The sequence below is a fragment of the Methanobrevibacter sp. genome, assembly GCF_045644645.1.
In the GTDB taxonomy this organism is placed as follows: Archaea; Methanobacteriota; Methanobacteria; order Methanobacteriales; family Methanobacteriaceae; genus Methanocatella.
Genome location: NZ_JAZRHE010000148.1, coordinates 34,876 through 50,719, shown reverse-complemented (window position 1 = coordinate 50,719; position 15,844 = coordinate 34,876). Strand labels below are relative to the sequence as shown.

The following is a 15,844-nucleotide window of genomic DNA, read 5'->3' as shown; positions in this document are numbered from 1 at the left end:
AATATGGATAACCCGATTGACGATGAGTTTTTTGTCATTGATTCAAATAACTTAAATCAAACAACCACAGGTTTATATGGGTATGTAGTTAATAAAGACGGTCTTGTCAGTACTGCCATCGAAAAAAATGAAGAATTAACTCCTGATGGAGCATATGTTTTTATTGAAGTTTCTGATGACAAAATAAGCATTTATCAGGATTTCATAGGGTCTTATGGATTGTATCTGTTTCAGGATGAAGATTATTTTGCAATTTCCAATTCATTTGTCAAGTTAGTTGACTACATCAAATCGAATCATGAAATCTCATTGAATAGGGATTATGCAAATGACTTCCTGTTTGCCAGTCTGACCACCAGTTCCTATGGCGGAACATTAGTAAATGAAATAAGTTTTTTACCTAGAAATTATATTGTTAACATTGATAAAACTAATAATGAATTTGATTTTGATGAAATCAATTATGATGAACATTCCATTTCCTTAAATTCCAAGGAAGGAATTGAAATATTGGATAATTGGTATTTCAAATGGATCAATATTATCAGGAATATCAAAACCAAAACCAACAATCTCTGTTTCGAATTGTCAGGCGGTTTTGATTCAAGGATGCTTGCGGCATTATGGTTGTCGGCCGGTCTTGATTTGGACGATATTAAAGTAATATCCATTGATGACGATTTGCATAGTCACGCCGAGGATTATGAAATCGCTTCACAAATTGCGGACCATTTCAATTTCGAGTTGAATAAGGGCAAAGTCAATGAATCTAAAGCATATTATAATGATATTGAGGCACCTTTAATGAACTCATTCAATGTTAAGTTGGGTTTTCACAAGCAAATGCATTTAAGAACATTCAGATATGATGACCAGATATTCACATTCACAGGCTTTGGCGGTGAGCTTGTTAGGGGCTTTTATAATACAAGGCCTTCCGATCATTTTAAAACATTTTTAAATAGTATGAGCTATAAGGATTATCCTTTAATAGAATCATCCCTGAACATTTATAACTCTGCATTTTCACAGATAAGCGATAAATATGATTTGGACATTGATTCTGTTGATCTTTTTGAAGAGTATGGTATGGAAGTGAGATGCAGACATCATTTCGGTAAGGGTGCTGTTGAAACTTATATGTCCAATGAAATATACTTAACCCCTCTAATTGATTCGGATTTATACAAGCTGACTCTCCATGATGATATCTGCAGAGATAAACAGTTATTGATGGTGCTGATTTTTATAAGATATTGTCCGGATTTGTTGAATTTTAAATTTGAGGGAAACCGTGGAATTGATGATAAAACAATAGAATATGCAAAAAAAATTAATGAAAGATTCCCGTCATCAAATAAGGAATTTGATGATATTGCAACTCCCCCATTAAAAACTGATTCTAATGATTCGGGTGAAGATGACCGTATACGGGAAGAGGATATCAATAACTTCTTAGAGGAAATATTTAATTCCAGAGCCTTTGAAATGGAATTTAAAAAATATTTCTCATTCAAAACATACAATGAAATCTACAATATAATCAAGAATACAAAATATTATCCTTTAAAGTCTGTTTATTCGGCCATTGCGGTTTTAAAGATTGCAAAGGATGTTGAAATATCCCAATTAAATAAGAATAATAATGAGATTATTTGGCTTAACAGCTTTTTAAACCCTGACTATGCCGAAAACATAATCATTCATGAAAACAAGGCGGAGCTAATGAAATTCGCCACCGCCCGTATCGACATTAAAAATTATGGTGAAAAGAACAATATTGAAATCATTGAAAATTCTGATGATTATTCGATACATTACAATCCCGATTGGTTCAGTGACAAAAGCGGATATGGATGGATTGTTGAAACCTATAAAGGTTCAATCGATTTGAAAATCAGATGCATAAACAAAGGAAAACTTAAAGTCTTTTTAAGATCCAATTTCTGGGGGGAAAATGGCAGATTCCCTATCTTCATCAATTATACGAATTTCACTGTCAACGGCAAGGGACATTTTTCCAATATCGTATGTTCCCATGATGAGCCGTTCACATTTGAAAAGGAGGTTGATGATGGTGAGATATTGGAGATTCATGTCGAATGGAATCCCGTGAATAAGTCATCGGTCTATATCCGGAAAGATGAGCAGACCAAAAAGGAGCCAAATGAAAAGGACAAGCCAGATGATTCATCATCAAACAAAATCAACTCTTTTCACAATAAATTTAATAAACTAAAAAATAGCATGAAAAAGATAAAATGAAGAACCGTGAAGCTTACTTTGATCAATTGAGGGCTCTTGCAATATTCTCTATTGTCTGTTGTCACGTTTGTGGTATGGGATACATCACCAAAAATCCGGATTTGCTGCTGCATTTCAAAACCTTTTATGCAACTATCTTAGTTAATTCCGGAAGATTCATAGGTGTCCCATTATTTATAATGCTTTCCGGGGCTTTACTCATCAATAAGGAGTATTCTTTAGCAACCTTTGTAAAGAAAAGATTCAGCAGGGTCATCGTTCCATACATATTCTGGGTCATCATAAATATACTGTTCTCCTCAATGGTTCAGCATATGGAGTTGACGCCAGAATTTATTTTCAATGCGTTCGTTGGTTTTGAAGGCGAATTATGGTTTATCAAGATGATAATTATTGTTTATGTTGCAATCTTCATAATCAATAAGCTATTGGACTATGCAAAATCCAAATCTTATGAAAAGGAATGTATCAATATACTTGTCATAGCATCCGTAATCTGTTATGCAATTTATAATCTGATTCATATTCCTTTTGAAATGATTTCCTTTTCCTGCTTGTTTATTCCATATGCAATATTCGGTTATTATCTGACTCACAGTGAATTTACAGATATGGGAATTTCCAATTTTAAGATTACTCCAAATAGGATTGTAATTAGCGCATTTATTTTATCCGTGGCTTGTTATCTTTATTTTGCAATGACTGTTTGTTTAAAAACCATTCAATTGAATAAGTTTTTCTCAGCTTCCTACTTCACCTTGGTTGTAATTATACTTAACTTTTGTATAGTGTTGCTCTTCAGGTATTTGCCTAGATCCGGGGGACTCGGTAAAAAGGTTAATGGTGTCCTGACATCAAGATACATTGCTAAAGCTATCTTATCCATAAGCCTGTGCAGTTATGGAATCTATTTTGCCCATATTCTAATATTGAAATATCTGGAGATAACCTACTTATATTCACTCAATTATTTCTACTATCCTAGCTGGATACCTTTATTGGTGGTTGTTGTATTTTCGGCTTCATGGATTGTCATCTGGATCATGAGCAAGATTCCCTATGTCAATAAAGTTTCAGGGGCAGGTTAGATTTTTTCACCGTTGCATCTATAATGCCGCACATTTAATTAAATTTGTGGCCATGCATTAATCAGATTGAAGACTGCCATCATAATCATCAAGGTTTTAATTTTATTTATCATTTAATCACCCGTTATTTCAATATAATCGACACTTCTTCATCCTAAAAAATATATAGATTAAGGGACATATTAATTTTCATGATTGGCAACGACTGGGATCCGGCTTTGGAGGACGAATTCAAGAAGGACTATTTCCTAAAAGTTAAGGAGTTTGTTGATGGGGAATACGAATCAAAAACAATCTACCCTCCATATGAGGAAATATTTAATGCATTTAGGTTAACCCCCTTAAGCACTGTTAGGGTTGTTATTCTAGGCCAGGACCCCTATCATGAAAAGGGACAGGCCCACGGACTTGCCTTTTCAACCCCTGACGGCCGTCCAATACCAAGATCTCTCAAAAACATCTTCAAAGAAATTAATGGTGAATATGGATATCCGATTCCTGAGTCAGGGTGTCTTGAAAAATGGGCAAAGCAGGGAGTGTTTCTGTTGAATACAGTTTTAACCGTTGAGGAGGGTAATGCCAATTCGCACAGCAAATGCGGATGGAAGACCTTTACGGACAATGTAATAAAATTGTTGAACAGTAATGAGAGTCCAATTGTGTTTCTGCTTTGGGGAAAACAGGCAGAAAAGAAAAAAGAGTTAATTACAAATCCAAATCACCTGGTATTGATAACGTCCCATCCCTCTCCATTTTCAGCAAGGCGAGGATTTTTAGGTTCAAATCACTTCAAGCATGCCAATGAGTTTTTAAAAGAAAATGAACTGGAAGAAATTGATTGGAAGCTATGACTTCTCAAAACATTCTTTTAAAAATAAAGAAGAATAACTTTCCACACATCCTTTGTATTATATTTAATTTTACAATGGGTGCAAATTCATGATTTACCAAATCAGTGTTTTCCCAGTACTCCTTATCCGCCAGGTTTGGTTCGTCGGCTTGTGTCATTGCCCTCCATGCATTGTAAAAGATTAAGTCCATAAATTTCGGGCCGTGCAGCTTTTTGGATTCAAGGTCTTTCCTGAATCTTTGAGCGGTTTTGTCAATTTTGTCAATTTCCTTTGCTTCGGGATGTTCCCTTGCACCAAATGCAATGGCTATTTTATAGTTTTTGTTAAAACCCCAATGCCTTAGGGTCTCGTCAATGTATTTGGCTACTTTATTATGCCCCGCCCCAGCTGTCGATACAGCCACCAAAGCTTTTTTATCAAAAAATGATGGCCTGTGATAAAAGTAGGCAGTATGGTCAAAGAAATTTTTTAAAAGTCCGGTCACATTCAGAGCATAGACGGGGGAAGTTATAATGAGCCCGTCGCATTCTTTGATTTTTTCAACAATGGGGTTTACAAATTCAAAGTGGGGACATTCGCTTTCACCCTCTTCAAAGCATTTGAAACATCCATTGCACAGGGGTATTTTCTCTTTTATCAGGTGCACCTCTTCAAATTCCCCATCCAAATTTGATTCAATCTGCTTAACAATGCTCCAGGTGTTTTTCTTTCTTGGAGATCCGTTAATTATCAAATATTTCATAATCATAACTCCTCAAGCTGGCTTTCCAAAACCTTCTTTTCCTTATAATCGAATCGCTTATCAAATTCATCCACATCATCCTGAGCTACATCGAATACATCCGGATTGTGGAAAATTCCTTTTTCTTTTTTTAGTCTGCTTTCATCAAATATTTTAATCATGAAAAACGGACATTCCTGTGAAGTGTCTGTTCCTTCTAGATACAGGTCATGTTTGGATGCACTAACAAATCCGAATCTCCGATAGTAGTCTTCATCGCCAACGACAAGGATAAATGGGATATTCTCTTTTTTTGCCAAATCAAGAGTATATTCAATCAGTTCAGAACCAAAACCCTGATTTTGATAATCAATGTGGACTGCTATGGGTCCCAAAATGACTGCATCAATTTTTTCATTTTCATATTCTATAAATCCTTTGGAATAGTTAATATGTCCTATGATCTGATTGTCATCCTCAATGACGTATGCCAAATCATTGACGAAACTTTCATCATCCCTTAATTCATGCACAATATAATGTTCGAATGCACCCGGGCGATATACATTCCAAAATGAGTTCCTGACCAGTTCTTCAACTTCTGAGTAATCATCTTCATTCTCTAGTCTTATTTTCATTCCAAACTTCCTTTTCAAATTTTGATTAGCGCTGCTTTCGGGAATGTCACCCATCTTCAAAAGTATCTGATGATATGCTTTTCAATAGGAATAATTATGCCATTCACAATATGGTTAATTTCTTTTGATAATGTTTTTTATGGATTTTTTTGAAAGACCGAATTTTTCTGATTGGGATTCTTTATTTTCATTCAGCTGCTCTTCGCTTTTCTTAATCTCATCAACATAGCTGTTCATTTTATCATAGGTCATCCATTCGATATGGATGTCAATTATTTCGCAATCCTTCACATCCTTTTTAAATGGAAACGCTTTATCATAGCCATATAAGTTATGGCCGCTTAAATAATTCTTGCCATTGATTGTCAATGAGGTATAGTCAACCAAAATTTCAATTCTGTTGTTGTTTTCATCCCTAATGTCGGCGCCCTTAAACCATAGGCTCAATTCACCATCATTGATCATTTTTAATTTCAAATCCAATTCCCCTTTGTGACTTTCAATTAAAAATCCCTCACCGGTATCGTCAGTCGCCCAGGGGGCGTTTTCAAACTGAAGATACTTATCTGAATTTTCAATAATTTCCAGGGAATTATTTTCACTGCCCTTATTCTTCATATCTATTCTGATAAATTCATAGGCATTTATTTCTTTGAAGTAGCCTTGAAGGTAATAGTTAACTTTTAATTCAAACTCCCTATAATTTTTAGACTTCAACGCAGTATCGAAGACATATCTGTTCTTATGGTCTATGTTGGAATTATCCACATCATCTTTAACCAATGGAAAATCATTTCTGATTCTTTCAAAAAATTCCTTCTTGTAAGTTTCTTCAACAGAATTGAATCTGTTGAATGCGCTCTTTATTTTTTTGTTTAGGATCACTTCCCTTAGTTCATCATAATGATTGTATTTCTTAGCCAAATCGACTATCATTGTGGAGATTGGAAGGGCATCTGCAAACCTCAGGTTTTTTGATGTGGTTATTGACTGATTTCTGATTCTGCGTTTGCACAAATGCTCCTCATAAAAGAACACTCTTTCAGCCCTGAAAAATGATTCCATAAAGAAGGGATGGTCTTCGAATATTAGGCCGTTTGGAAATTCCATATCTGAAATCAAATTCCGATTATAAAATTTGCTTTGTTGTGTGACGGCTATATCAACGACTCTGGCTTTGACATCATCATAACTGAAGATGTTTCCGTTGACGATTTCTTTTAGGAAATCCATTTCATAATAGTCTGTAGTGTATAATGACTTGTCCTCATCGTTAAGGTTGATTAGCTTAAAGATAATCATGTCCAACTCGTTCTTTTCGGCGGTTGCGTATAATTTTTCAAGCGCTTCCAGTTCCAGAACATCATCCGAATCCATGAAATAGATGTATTTTCCCTCAGCCATATCCAAACCGACATTACGTGAGAATGAAAGCCCATTGTTTTCCTGTGAAATCAGTTTTATTCTTGAATCCTTACTTTCGTATTCTTCCAATATTGACAATGAGTTATCGGTTGACCCATCGTTAATGCATATGATCTCGATATCGTCCAATGTCTGATTTATGATGCTGTCCAAACATTCATTTAAATAGTCTTCAGTATTGTAAACCGGTATTATAACAGATACTTTTGTCATTTAAATGCCTCATTTTTAAATTGATAAATAGAGAGTAGTCAATTAAATTTGTTTCTCTTTCACTGATTATAATATTATAATTCAAATTATTTAAAATTTTTTTAAGTGATTTTTCTAAAATTTGAGTTGTTCAATTCATTTTAAGAATTAACTCATAATTCCGAAATTAACCCCATTGGTTCCAACCGAAACAAAGGAATGCGAACCCTTATCGCCTGCTGGACTATCATATCTCTGAGATTCAATGGCATCTGTAATTTTATATATGGAATATTCATCATTTAACAGGGAATAGAACTCTGAAGTATTGTAATTGGAAGGTGAAGCACTTTTTACAACTTCCTCGATGGTCGGGGTTATTTCACTGCCGTTCCATGCAATGTAATAGAATTCATCGCCAGCCGAAAACCATAGCTTTGAAGTGTTCATCTGGCTTGACATGTCATATCCTGAAAAGAATACCGCATCATGGCCTGCAACCTCAACTTTTTTCACAATTTTATTATGTTCCATGAAGTATCCGTATAGGGACATTATTGCGGGATTTACATATCTGACAGTGAACACGTTGATGTCATAATCGTACTCATACATATGAAAATCACTGGAATACGGATTTTTGTATTCCGGAGGAATCTTGAATTCCTCATAGCCTACGCTGGCGTTGGTCCAATTCGAGGTGTCGATTGCATTAACTGCACTCATTAAAATAAATAACCCAATAATGATGATTGTTATTTTTTTAAGCATGGTGGATAATTTGTGTTAAGTGATATTTAAATTATTATTCTGTAATCGGAGGTTCTTTTATCCCTATCCTTCGAGTCCATATCAACCAAATCATAAACCAAGGGGTTTCTGATTAACATCCGCCATATTTCAAAAGTCACATTAATAAAATCATCATTAAGCTTAATATGGTCACGGATGATTGGGCAAACATAGGGAAATTCGGTTTCATCCAGAATCAAATGAAATTCACCATTTTTGGCAATATGTGGAACAAGCGGAAATGTTCTGCATTGGATTGGCCTTATGGTCCTGTCGCATTTTGGCGGATTGATGCATCTGACGAGATAAATGCTGCCCTTCCAGGAATGGGGATAGTTAATTTCTGAAGAATCCATATAATAAAGCTCAAAATCGGGGCTGTCCTCATACATTAGCTCTTCGCCCGGCAAAAGGTATAAGACAAGCTCTTCAGTGTGAGAGTCATCTTCATCATATACGCAGCATACCTCACCGCATAGCTTTCCACAGTCGAAATCAACAGGTGAGACTTCATCAAGTCTTTCATATATCTTTCTAATCGATTCCTTCATTTCACGAGCTGTAATTTCCATATTTCCCATATTTACTTTTGATTTTATTATTATTAAATTTTTTTTTAAAAGATTTATTAATGTCTGAAGATAATCTATTAGTAATGAATCTGCCAATCAACATCCTCATAGGTAATGGGATTTCTCTTATTGCGGGAATATTTCTCCTCATGAGCTGCATTGTCAACGATGAAAAAACCGCATATAAGTATCAGTTCCTGGAAAGTTTCACGTTAACGATTTCATCAGTTTTCTTTTTGTCATGGACAGGCGTCACCACCATGGGGATTGCTGCAACCCGGAATATGATGGTTTATAAGGATAAGCTGACCCTGAATTGGACTATTCTTTTTACCATATTTGCTATTGTTTTTGGATTGATGGTGAATACTATGGGATTCATTGGTCTGTTGCCCATAATAGGCATTGTCCAATTGACAATCTGCAATTATTATTTAAAGTCAATTAAACCAATCAAAATAAGTTTCATTGTCAATATTTTGATTTATGTTGTTTATTTCTATGCGATTTATGACTTCTCTTCAATGATAATCCAGATAATAACCGCTTCAATCGGTTTTCTGTCATTATTCAAATTAATCAAAGATGAAAAAGCTAATGTTAAATATAATTAATTGTTATATTATATAATTAGGAGGCGCATTATGAAAAAAATTTTAATTTGTCTAATTTTGAGTCTGTTCTTAATTGGATGTGTATCAGCAGCGGACTTGCCGAAATTCAACATGATTGATGGATTTAATGACACCGGCGATGGGATTTTTTTAAAATATGATTCAAATAAAAAGGTAAGTCAAACTTTCTTCATTCTGGAATACAATGAGCATGATGCAGGCGACTATCTTTTAAACGATACAGATTACGGCTATGTTGTATCCAACGGCACAAATGATACCTATAATTTTGTTGATAAACATTTGAAAGAGAAAGGCAGTATCGAATTAATTGAATTGGACGGTAAAAGATTCATTGTCGAATCATGGGATCCTATTGAAGGGGATGACCATGACTTTGGCGACACATTCAATAATCTATTGCAGTTCAATAAATTAAACAATATTACACCACTGAATGCAACGGAAATTATAGAAAAAGAGTTATTGAATCAGACAAATAGTACTAAGTAGTGATGTTGTTGCGGATAAAAATTCATTTATCCGCAAGAGTCCAGTAACATCTTTTAGGTGAAACGATAGTTTCATCTTTTTTTAATTCTTTCATGATTTTATCCACTTCTTTTTTTTCAACGCCTGAAAGTTCACTAACCTTTTTGGCGTTCAACGGTTCTTCGGAATTTTTAAATGCTTCGATTACTTTTTCTTTGTCATCCATGATATCACCTGATTAATAATATGTTTAAATAATTATTTAAATTATTAAACTAAAAATTAAAACCATGACTAAAAGGGAGCATATTATAATACTGATATTGATAACCGTTATTTTTGTCATTGCTATGCTCATCTTAAGTCAGACTCTTTTGGAGGATGAAAAAATAGAAAATTCATCAACTGCAATGTCTCGGGAGGTCATATCAAACTCATCCAATGACCCTGGTTCGGTTGAAGTTATTAGAAACATTGGCAACTCCAATTCCTCTAAAAAAATAGCTTATGTAGTCGGGCTTCATCCGCTGGAATACCAGACACACAGAACTTTGGTTAATCAGTTGCCCAAGATGACCAATTTGAGCTATTGCTATGATGTCTATATTGTTAATGTCACGGAGGATGTTGGTTATTATGGGGACGGATCATCTGATGACAGCCCTGGAAGGCAAAACGGGCAGAACCTTGCTTATAGATATGTCTATCCTCAGATTGTAAATGGAAGTTATGACCTGGCCGTTGATGTTCATTCGAATGTGGGTGCATATCCCTATAAGACATTTGTTTTCAGCCCCGTAAAGGAGGGGCTGGCCGGCGAATATGCAGGGGAAGTTGCAAACATGTGTGAAAATATTTCTTATTACACTCCGGACTCAACAACAAGCGGTCCTTACTTGACAATTCCTTTAAATGAGAAGGGAATTCCTGCGTTTTACTTTGAAGAGTATAGCTTTGCTCCGCAGGATGTAAAGGATGCGCATATGATGGAGCTAATCAGGGCTATAGATGGGTTGAGTTTCACATGAATATTTATATCATTTTTGATAAATAGTAATAAAGTGATTAATCATGGATTATGATGTTATTTATATTGGAAGTGGAAATGCCGCATGGCAAGGTGGCCGATTTTTAAGAAAAGAAGGCCTTAAAATATTAATCATTGAAGAGGATTTGTATGGCGGGGCCTGTGCAAACAGGGGCTGTAACTCAAAGGCTCTTTTGGATGCTCCTTATGAAATTAAGGCGCTGGCAGATAACTTTGAAGGCGTTGGAAAATCAGGTAACTTTGATGTGAACTGGTCAGAGTTGATGAAATTTAAGAGAAAAAGAATTGCAGGAATGTCAGTCTTTTTGGATGGCAAATTTGATGAATATGGCCTTGATGTTGCCCATGGAAAGGGTGTCATTTTAGACGAACACACCGTTCAAGTCGCAAATAAAAAATTCACAACAGACAAAATCGTTATCTGCACCGGCCTAAAACCTGTAATCCCCGATATTGAAGGCAAAGAATATTTGCATGACAGCACCGACTTTTTAGACATCGATGAACTTCCAGATCATGCAATCATAATAGGCGCAGGTTTTGTTGGCATGGAATTCGCATCAATACTGGCCGAAGCGGGAAAGGGGGCAGATGTAATCGTTAGAGGAAACATGGCTTTGAAATACTTCCACCAGCCATATGTTCAAAATGTCATTGAAATTCTAAAAGAAAAGGGTATTCGCTTCCATTTTAACCAAACAGTAAAAGAAATCATAAATAACATAGAGATTGATAATCCTGAAGAAAGGGTTTCAAATGTTGCCTGTGCACAAAATTCGGATGAACGTCTAAGAGACCCTCAATCAAAAATAGATAATCTTGCTTATGAAAATGGGTTCACAGTCAACTGCGAAAGCGGATTGAGCCTAACCGGCGATTATGTAATTGCGGCCATGGGAAGGGAAGCCAATGTTTGTGATATCGGCCTTGAAAATGTGGGACTGACATACTCCAAAAATGGGATTAAGGTAAACGGACACCTGCAGACCGAAGTTCCAAACATCTATGCATCAGGGGATGTTGCAGACACAGGAATCGCAAAACTTGTAACGGTTGCAATTCATCACTCAAAATACCTTGCAAAAGAGCTGTTGGGCGGAGCTGATGAAATAACATATCCTGTGGTTCCGGCAGTTGCATATACCATTCCGAGAATTGCAACAGTGGGCGTTACAGCTCATGCCGCCAGTAAAAGCGATGAATATGAGGTTCACACTATAAGATATGGCAGATCATATTCGCTGGAGCTTAAAAATGACCTGACCGCTGAAGCAAAGGTGATCGTTGATAGGGATTTGCAGATTGTAGGTGCAGAGATCTATGCTGCAGATGCTGAAAATGTAGCGAACATGTTTGCATTTATCATAAATAAGAAAATAAGCCTGGAAGAACTGGACTATATGATTTATGCATTCCCATCAAGCAGTTCAGTTTGCTTGTATAAGTTGCATAACATACATTACGATTTGTAGGTGATTAAATGAGTGAAAATAAAATTACATATGAGGATGTTAAAGAATACGAAAAATTTTTCACATTGATTCCGCCTTTTTTGCTTGAAAGATTTGCTAAAAAGAATAAGAATATTGTATTGAAATTCAAATCAAAAGCCGAATCTTACCTTGGCCGTTTAAATGACCATCAAAAAAGTAAATTGGACATTGTTTTAAACAGCGATGTTGATGAGCTTCAAAGAATAATGAATGAAGCATACTCACGGTCTAATAAGAAACAGTATAAAATTTTGGGAAATCCAAAATATAAGCAATTTGTTGAAGATAACCTTAATGAAGTACGTAAAATGGTTTATGGATAAGATAATTGCATTTTACGTTTCATATTCCTTAATAAGGTATGGTTTCATTACAGATTAGTGGTTTTGCTTATTGAAATATTCTTTATAATTTTCATTAGTTGCCATTATAAGTTTAGATTAGATTACTTCAAAATCAATGAGCCTTACTTTATTTGAAAGCAATTCCGGATTGTCATCTATCCTTTCGGATAATTTTGTAGTGATGTATTTTTTATTGTCGTCCGGAAAAACTGTAGCTATTTTTAAATCATCACTATCCATTAAAACACTTGCCAGGAAGTTTGCTCCACTTGATATTCCAATGCCTAAGCCGAATTCCTTTGCTATTATTTTGGACATGTTGATTGCATCACAATCATGAATCAAAACAATGTCGTCAATCAGGTCTTCATCGATAATTCCAGGGATGAAGTCATCACCGATTCCTTCAATCATATGGCTTCCCTCTTCCATGCCCATTTTAAGGATTGATAATGTGGACGGTTCAAGAGCAATTATTTTGGAATTCGGATTGGTATCCTTTAATCTTTTTCCAATTCCCATAAGTGTTCCGCCGGTTCCAATGCCTGAAACAAAAGCATTCACATCAGGTATGGAATCGATAATTTCCTTGCCTGTTGTTTTATATTGTGCTTCCACATTCAGTTCGTTATCAAATTGGAGTGGTTTGTATGCACCAATATCCTTTGCAAACTCATCTGCAAGTTCTAGTGCCTTTTTAAATCCTCCTTCTTCTTTGGATACAAGATGGACATGGGCTCCATACATTTCGATAAGCTTTCTTCTTTCAAGGGATACCCAATCTGGCATGAAAATATGGACGTCATGGCCAAAAAGTGTACCTATGGCACTGAAGGCAATGCCGGTATTCCCGCTTGTAACTTCCACAATGGCCTGACCTTCACTCAGATTGCCGTTTTCCCTTTCATTTTTGATAATATATAATGCCATTCTGTCTTTTATACTTCCAGTAAAATTGTAAAATTCAAGTTTAGTGTAAATGCTACTTAATCTTCCTTCATATTCATAATTAATCTTTATCATTGGTGTATTACCAATCAACTTTTCTATATTCATAAAATCCAATCCAATTTAATAATATAACATTATTATATATGTGACTCGATTATTAAAAACTTTTTATAAACTATTTCGTAATTGCTTATTTAACAGGCCAAAACTTATTAATTAAAAAGTATTAATATTTGATTGATGTTTAAGAAAAGATATCTTTTGATTTTATTGATTATACTTGTTATTGCGGTTTACGGTTTTGTCAGCATCAGTCAGATGGCAAATCCCGATGGCACTAACTTAAACAATAATTCCAAAATGGCCCGTGAAGTAATTGCAAACAATTCCGCTGAAGATTTGGGGACTGTTGAAGTAATTAAAAACCTTGGAAATCCTGATTCCTCCAAAAAAATAGCTTATGTAGTCGGTGTTCATCCTTTGGAAAATGACACTCATAAGACATTGCTTAAATTATTGCCACAACAGACAGATCTTGATTATAGCTATGATATTTATGTTATTAATGTAACTGAGGATTTCAGTTCTTACGGGAAGTTATTGCCTGACGATAATCCCGGAAGGGATACAGGACAGAATCTGGCTTATAAATACGTATATCCTAAAATCGTCAATGGAAGTTATGAGCTGGCTGTTGATGTTCATGCACATGGCGGGGCATATCCATATAACACATTCGTGTTCAGTCCCGTTGATGGCGGTTTGGGTGAAAGCTATGGAAGAAATGTTTCACAAAGCACAGAAAATGTTTCCTATTATAATCCGTATCAGACAACCAGCGGACCTTACCTGACAATTCCTTTAAATCAACATGGTGTTCCCGCATTTTATTTTGAGGAAAACAGTTTCATATCCCAAGACATTAAGGATAGGCACATGCTGGAACTCATTAATGGTGTTGACCATTTAAAATTATGAATTAGTGAACTGAATGTCTGAAGAGAATTATCTTGATGATGAATTATTGATTAATGCCCGAAGGCCCGAAGGCGAATTGGGCGTTGAACTATTGAATCACATGAATGAAAATCATGAGGGCCTTGCCAGATGGAGTGTAAGCCACTTGGACATATCCAAAGAGGATGTCATTTTGGATATCGGTTGCGGCGGGGGAGTTAATGTCAGCCGTTTTCTCAAGATGAGTGAAAATAGGGTAATCGGCCTTGATTACTCTGAAGTTGCTGTTGAGGAGTCAATCAAATTAAATAAATCAGCAATTGAAGGGGGCAGATGTGAAATCATTCAGGGGTCTGTTTCTGATTTGCCTTTTGAAGACAGCACTTTTGACATTGCCACTGCATTTGAAACCGTTTATTTCTGGCCAGACTTTGTCAATGATTTAAAAGAGGTCAGGAGAGTTTTAAAGGATGGCGGGATTATTTTCATAGCTAATGAAGCTCTTCCAAAAGAAGATGATTCTCGCCAGGAACATATTATTGAATTGTTGGATATGAACATCTATTCAGAGTTTGAATTAAGGGAATCCTTAAGCCATGCCGGTTTTAATGGAGTGAAAACATTTGTTAAAGAATCCAAAGACTCATTTACGGATGAACATGCCGATTGGATTTGTCTGATGGCTTTTAAATAATTATTGAATCTTGTTTTTTTTGATTAACTTTATATATCATGAATGAAATAATATACCTAACGAACGGTAGGTAGGTAATCATGAACACTAAAGAAAAAATTTTTGACGTATCATTGGACCTGTTTTCTAAAAAGGGTTATGATTCAGTTTCACTCAGGGAAATTGCAGATAATGTCGGCATTAAAAAAAGTTCAATATACAGCCATTATCCTTCTAAAGAGGCAATTTTGATGGATATATTCGAGTATTTCACAGATCTGTTCAAATATGATGAGCTTCTTAACAGCAAAGATTACATGTTGTCTCAAGACAATGAGATATTGCTTGAAAACCCTGAAGAGTTCTATCACATGGGCTCGGAAGCCATAAAGGAAATGCTATCACAGGAGCGGAACCTGAAAATTTGGAAATTGATATTTATCCAAATGCATTACAACGAAAACATCAGGCTGTTTTTCCAAAATGAGATACTTGTCAAACCGCTGATTTTCTGGAACGGGTTTTTTACAATCTTAAAGGAAAAAGGAATAATAAGAAAAGATTGTAATCCAAAACTGTTGGCCAAGGAATATTACAGCTTTCCGATATATCTGCTTTTAGAAATCTGTGCAAAATATGAGGACATTCCGCAAAGCTGTTTGGATAATTTCTTCAAAGAAGCGGAAGAACATGCAAAATTCCTGCTTGAATGCATAAAGGTGAAGTAA

At 35.4% G+C, this 15,844-nt stretch carries 18 protein-coding genes; 11 read left to right on the top strand and 7 right to left on the bottom strand.

The window, feature by feature from the left end; translation table 11 throughout:
- The first annotated feature begins 3 nt into the window (after nucleotides 1-3).
- The 3 genes from ACKI4K_RS09060 (at nucleotide 4) to ung (ending at nucleotide 4,204) form a co-directional block, all read left to right on the top strand.
- On the top strand, nucleotides 4-2,265 hold the full coding sequence (locus ACKI4K_RS09060) for a hypothetical protein (protein ID WP_407424381.1): 2,262 nt from the start codon (nucleotides 4-6) through the stop codon (nucleotides 2,263-2,265).
- Entirely contained in the window at nucleotides 2,262-3,353 is a 1,092-nt protein-coding gene (locus ACKI4K_RS09055) for an acyltransferase (protein WP_407424379.1), read from the top strand. Before ACKI4K_RS09060 ends, ACKI4K_RS09055 begins: the two co-directional genes overlap by 4 nt.
- A 191-nt stretch (nucleotides 3,354-3,544) precedes the next feature.
- On the top strand, nucleotides 3,545-4,204 hold the full coding sequence (gene ung, locus ACKI4K_RS09050; protein ID WP_407424377.1) for a uracil-DNA glycosylase: 660 nt from the start codon (nucleotides 3,545-3,547) through the stop codon (nucleotides 4,202-4,204).
- 4 nt (nucleotides 4,205-4,208) lie between these two features.
- Here ung and ACKI4K_RS09045 read toward each other — a convergent pair whose 3' ends face one another.
- The 5 genes from ACKI4K_RS09045 to ACKI4K_RS09025 form a co-directional block, all read right to left on the bottom strand.
- The gene (locus ACKI4K_RS09045) at nucleotides 4,209-4,946 is read right to left on the bottom strand and encodes a flavodoxin family protein (RefSeq protein ID WP_407424375.1); all 738 of its coding nucleotides are present in this window, start codon (nucleotides 4,944-4,946) and stop codon (nucleotides 4,209-4,211) included.
- A 2-nt stretch (nucleotides 4,947-4,948) separates the two neighbouring features.
- Complete coding sequence (locus ACKI4K_RS09040) at nucleotides 4,949-5,563, bottom strand: GNAT family N-acetyltransferase (protein WP_407424373.1); 615 nt, start codon at nucleotides 5,561-5,563, stop codon at nucleotides 4,949-4,951.
- A 114-nt stretch (nucleotides 5,564-5,677) separates the two neighbouring features.
- Entirely contained in the window at nucleotides 5,678-7,201 is a 1,524-nt protein-coding gene (locus ACKI4K_RS09035) for a glycosyltransferase family 2 protein (protein ID WP_407424371.1), read from the bottom strand.
- A 147-nt stretch (nucleotides 7,202-7,348) separates the two neighbouring features.
- Entirely contained in the window at nucleotides 7,349-7,906 is a 558-nt protein-coding gene (locus tag ACKI4K_RS09030; protein ID WP_407424369.1) for a hypothetical protein, read from the bottom strand.
- 71 nt (nucleotides 7,907-7,977) lie between these two features.
- Entirely contained in the window at nucleotides 7,978-8,544 is a 567-nt protein-coding gene (locus tag ACKI4K_RS09025) for a hypothetical protein (RefSeq protein WP_407424367.1), read from the bottom strand.
- A gap of 59 nt (nucleotides 8,545-8,603) precedes the next feature.
- On the opposite strand from ACKI4K_RS09025, the gene ACKI4K_RS09020 reads away from it, so the two are divergent.
- Complete coding sequence (locus ACKI4K_RS09020; RefSeq protein WP_407424365.1) at nucleotides 8,604-9,158, top strand: YgjV family protein; 555 nt, start codon at nucleotides 8,604-8,606, stop codon at nucleotides 9,156-9,158.
- 30 nt (nucleotides 9,159-9,188) lie between these two features.
- Nucleotides 9,189-9,671, top strand: coding sequence for a hypothetical protein (locus tag ACKI4K_RS09015; protein ID WP_407424363.1), 483 nt, complete (start codon nucleotides 9,189-9,191; stop codon nucleotides 9,669-9,671).
- A gap of 22 nt (nucleotides 9,672-9,693) precedes the next feature.
- Here ACKI4K_RS09015 and ACKI4K_RS09010 read toward each other — a convergent pair whose 3' ends face one another.
- Complete coding sequence (locus tag ACKI4K_RS09010; RefSeq protein WP_406531561.1) at nucleotides 9,694-9,876, bottom strand: MarR family transcriptional regulator; 183 nt, start codon at nucleotides 9,874-9,876, stop codon at nucleotides 9,694-9,696.
- Nucleotides 9,877-9,940: 64 nt separating this feature from the next.
- Between ACKI4K_RS09010 and ACKI4K_RS09005 the strand changes: the two genes are divergently transcribed.
- The 3 genes from ACKI4K_RS09005 to ACKI4K_RS08995 are packed head-to-tail and all read left to right on the top strand — an operon-like array spanning nucleotide 9,941 to nucleotide 12,514.
- The gene (locus tag ACKI4K_RS09005) at nucleotides 9,941-10,678 is read left to right on the top strand and encodes a hypothetical protein (protein ID WP_407424361.1); all 738 of its coding nucleotides are present in this window, start codon (nucleotides 9,941-9,943) and stop codon (nucleotides 10,676-10,678) included.
- A 43-nt stretch (nucleotides 10,679-10,721) separates the two neighbouring features.
- Complete coding sequence (locus ACKI4K_RS09000; protein ID WP_407424359.1) at nucleotides 10,722-12,170, top strand: dihydrolipoyl dehydrogenase family protein; 1,449 nt, start codon at nucleotides 10,722-10,724, stop codon at nucleotides 12,168-12,170.
- A gap of 8 nt (nucleotides 12,171-12,178) precedes the next feature.
- A complete protein-coding gene (locus tag ACKI4K_RS08995; RefSeq protein WP_407424357.1) occupies nucleotides 12,179-12,514 on the top strand; it encodes a hypothetical protein in 336 nt (111 codons plus the stop codon).
- A gap of 117 nt (nucleotides 12,515-12,631) precedes the next feature.
- On the opposite strand, the gene ACKI4K_RS08990 is transcribed toward ACKI4K_RS08995, so the two are convergent.
- Entirely contained in the window at nucleotides 12,632-13,591 is a 960-nt protein-coding gene (locus tag ACKI4K_RS08990; RefSeq protein ID WP_407424355.1) for a PLP-dependent cysteine synthase family protein, read from the bottom strand.
- A gap of 135 nt (nucleotides 13,592-13,726) precedes the next feature.
- On the opposite strand from ACKI4K_RS08990, the gene ACKI4K_RS08985 reads away from it, so the two are divergent.
- From ACKI4K_RS08985 to ACKI4K_RS08975, 3 genes are all read left to right on the top strand, one after another.
- Complete coding sequence (locus tag ACKI4K_RS08985; protein ID WP_407424353.1) at nucleotides 13,727-14,464, top strand: hypothetical protein; 738 nt, start codon at nucleotides 13,727-13,729, stop codon at nucleotides 14,462-14,464.
- A gap of 13 nt (nucleotides 14,465-14,477) precedes the next feature.
- Nucleotides 14,478-15,137 (top strand): class I SAM-dependent methyltransferase, encoded by a 660-nt coding sequence (locus ACKI4K_RS08980; RefSeq protein ID WP_407424351.1) that lies wholly within the window; start codon nucleotides 14,478-14,480, stop codon nucleotides 15,135-15,137.
- Nucleotides 15,138-15,217: 80 nt separating this feature from the next.
- Nucleotides 15,218-15,844 (top strand): TetR/AcrR family transcriptional regulator, encoded by a 627-nt coding sequence (locus ACKI4K_RS08975; protein WP_407424349.1) that lies wholly within the window; start codon nucleotides 15,218-15,220, stop codon nucleotides 15,842-15,844.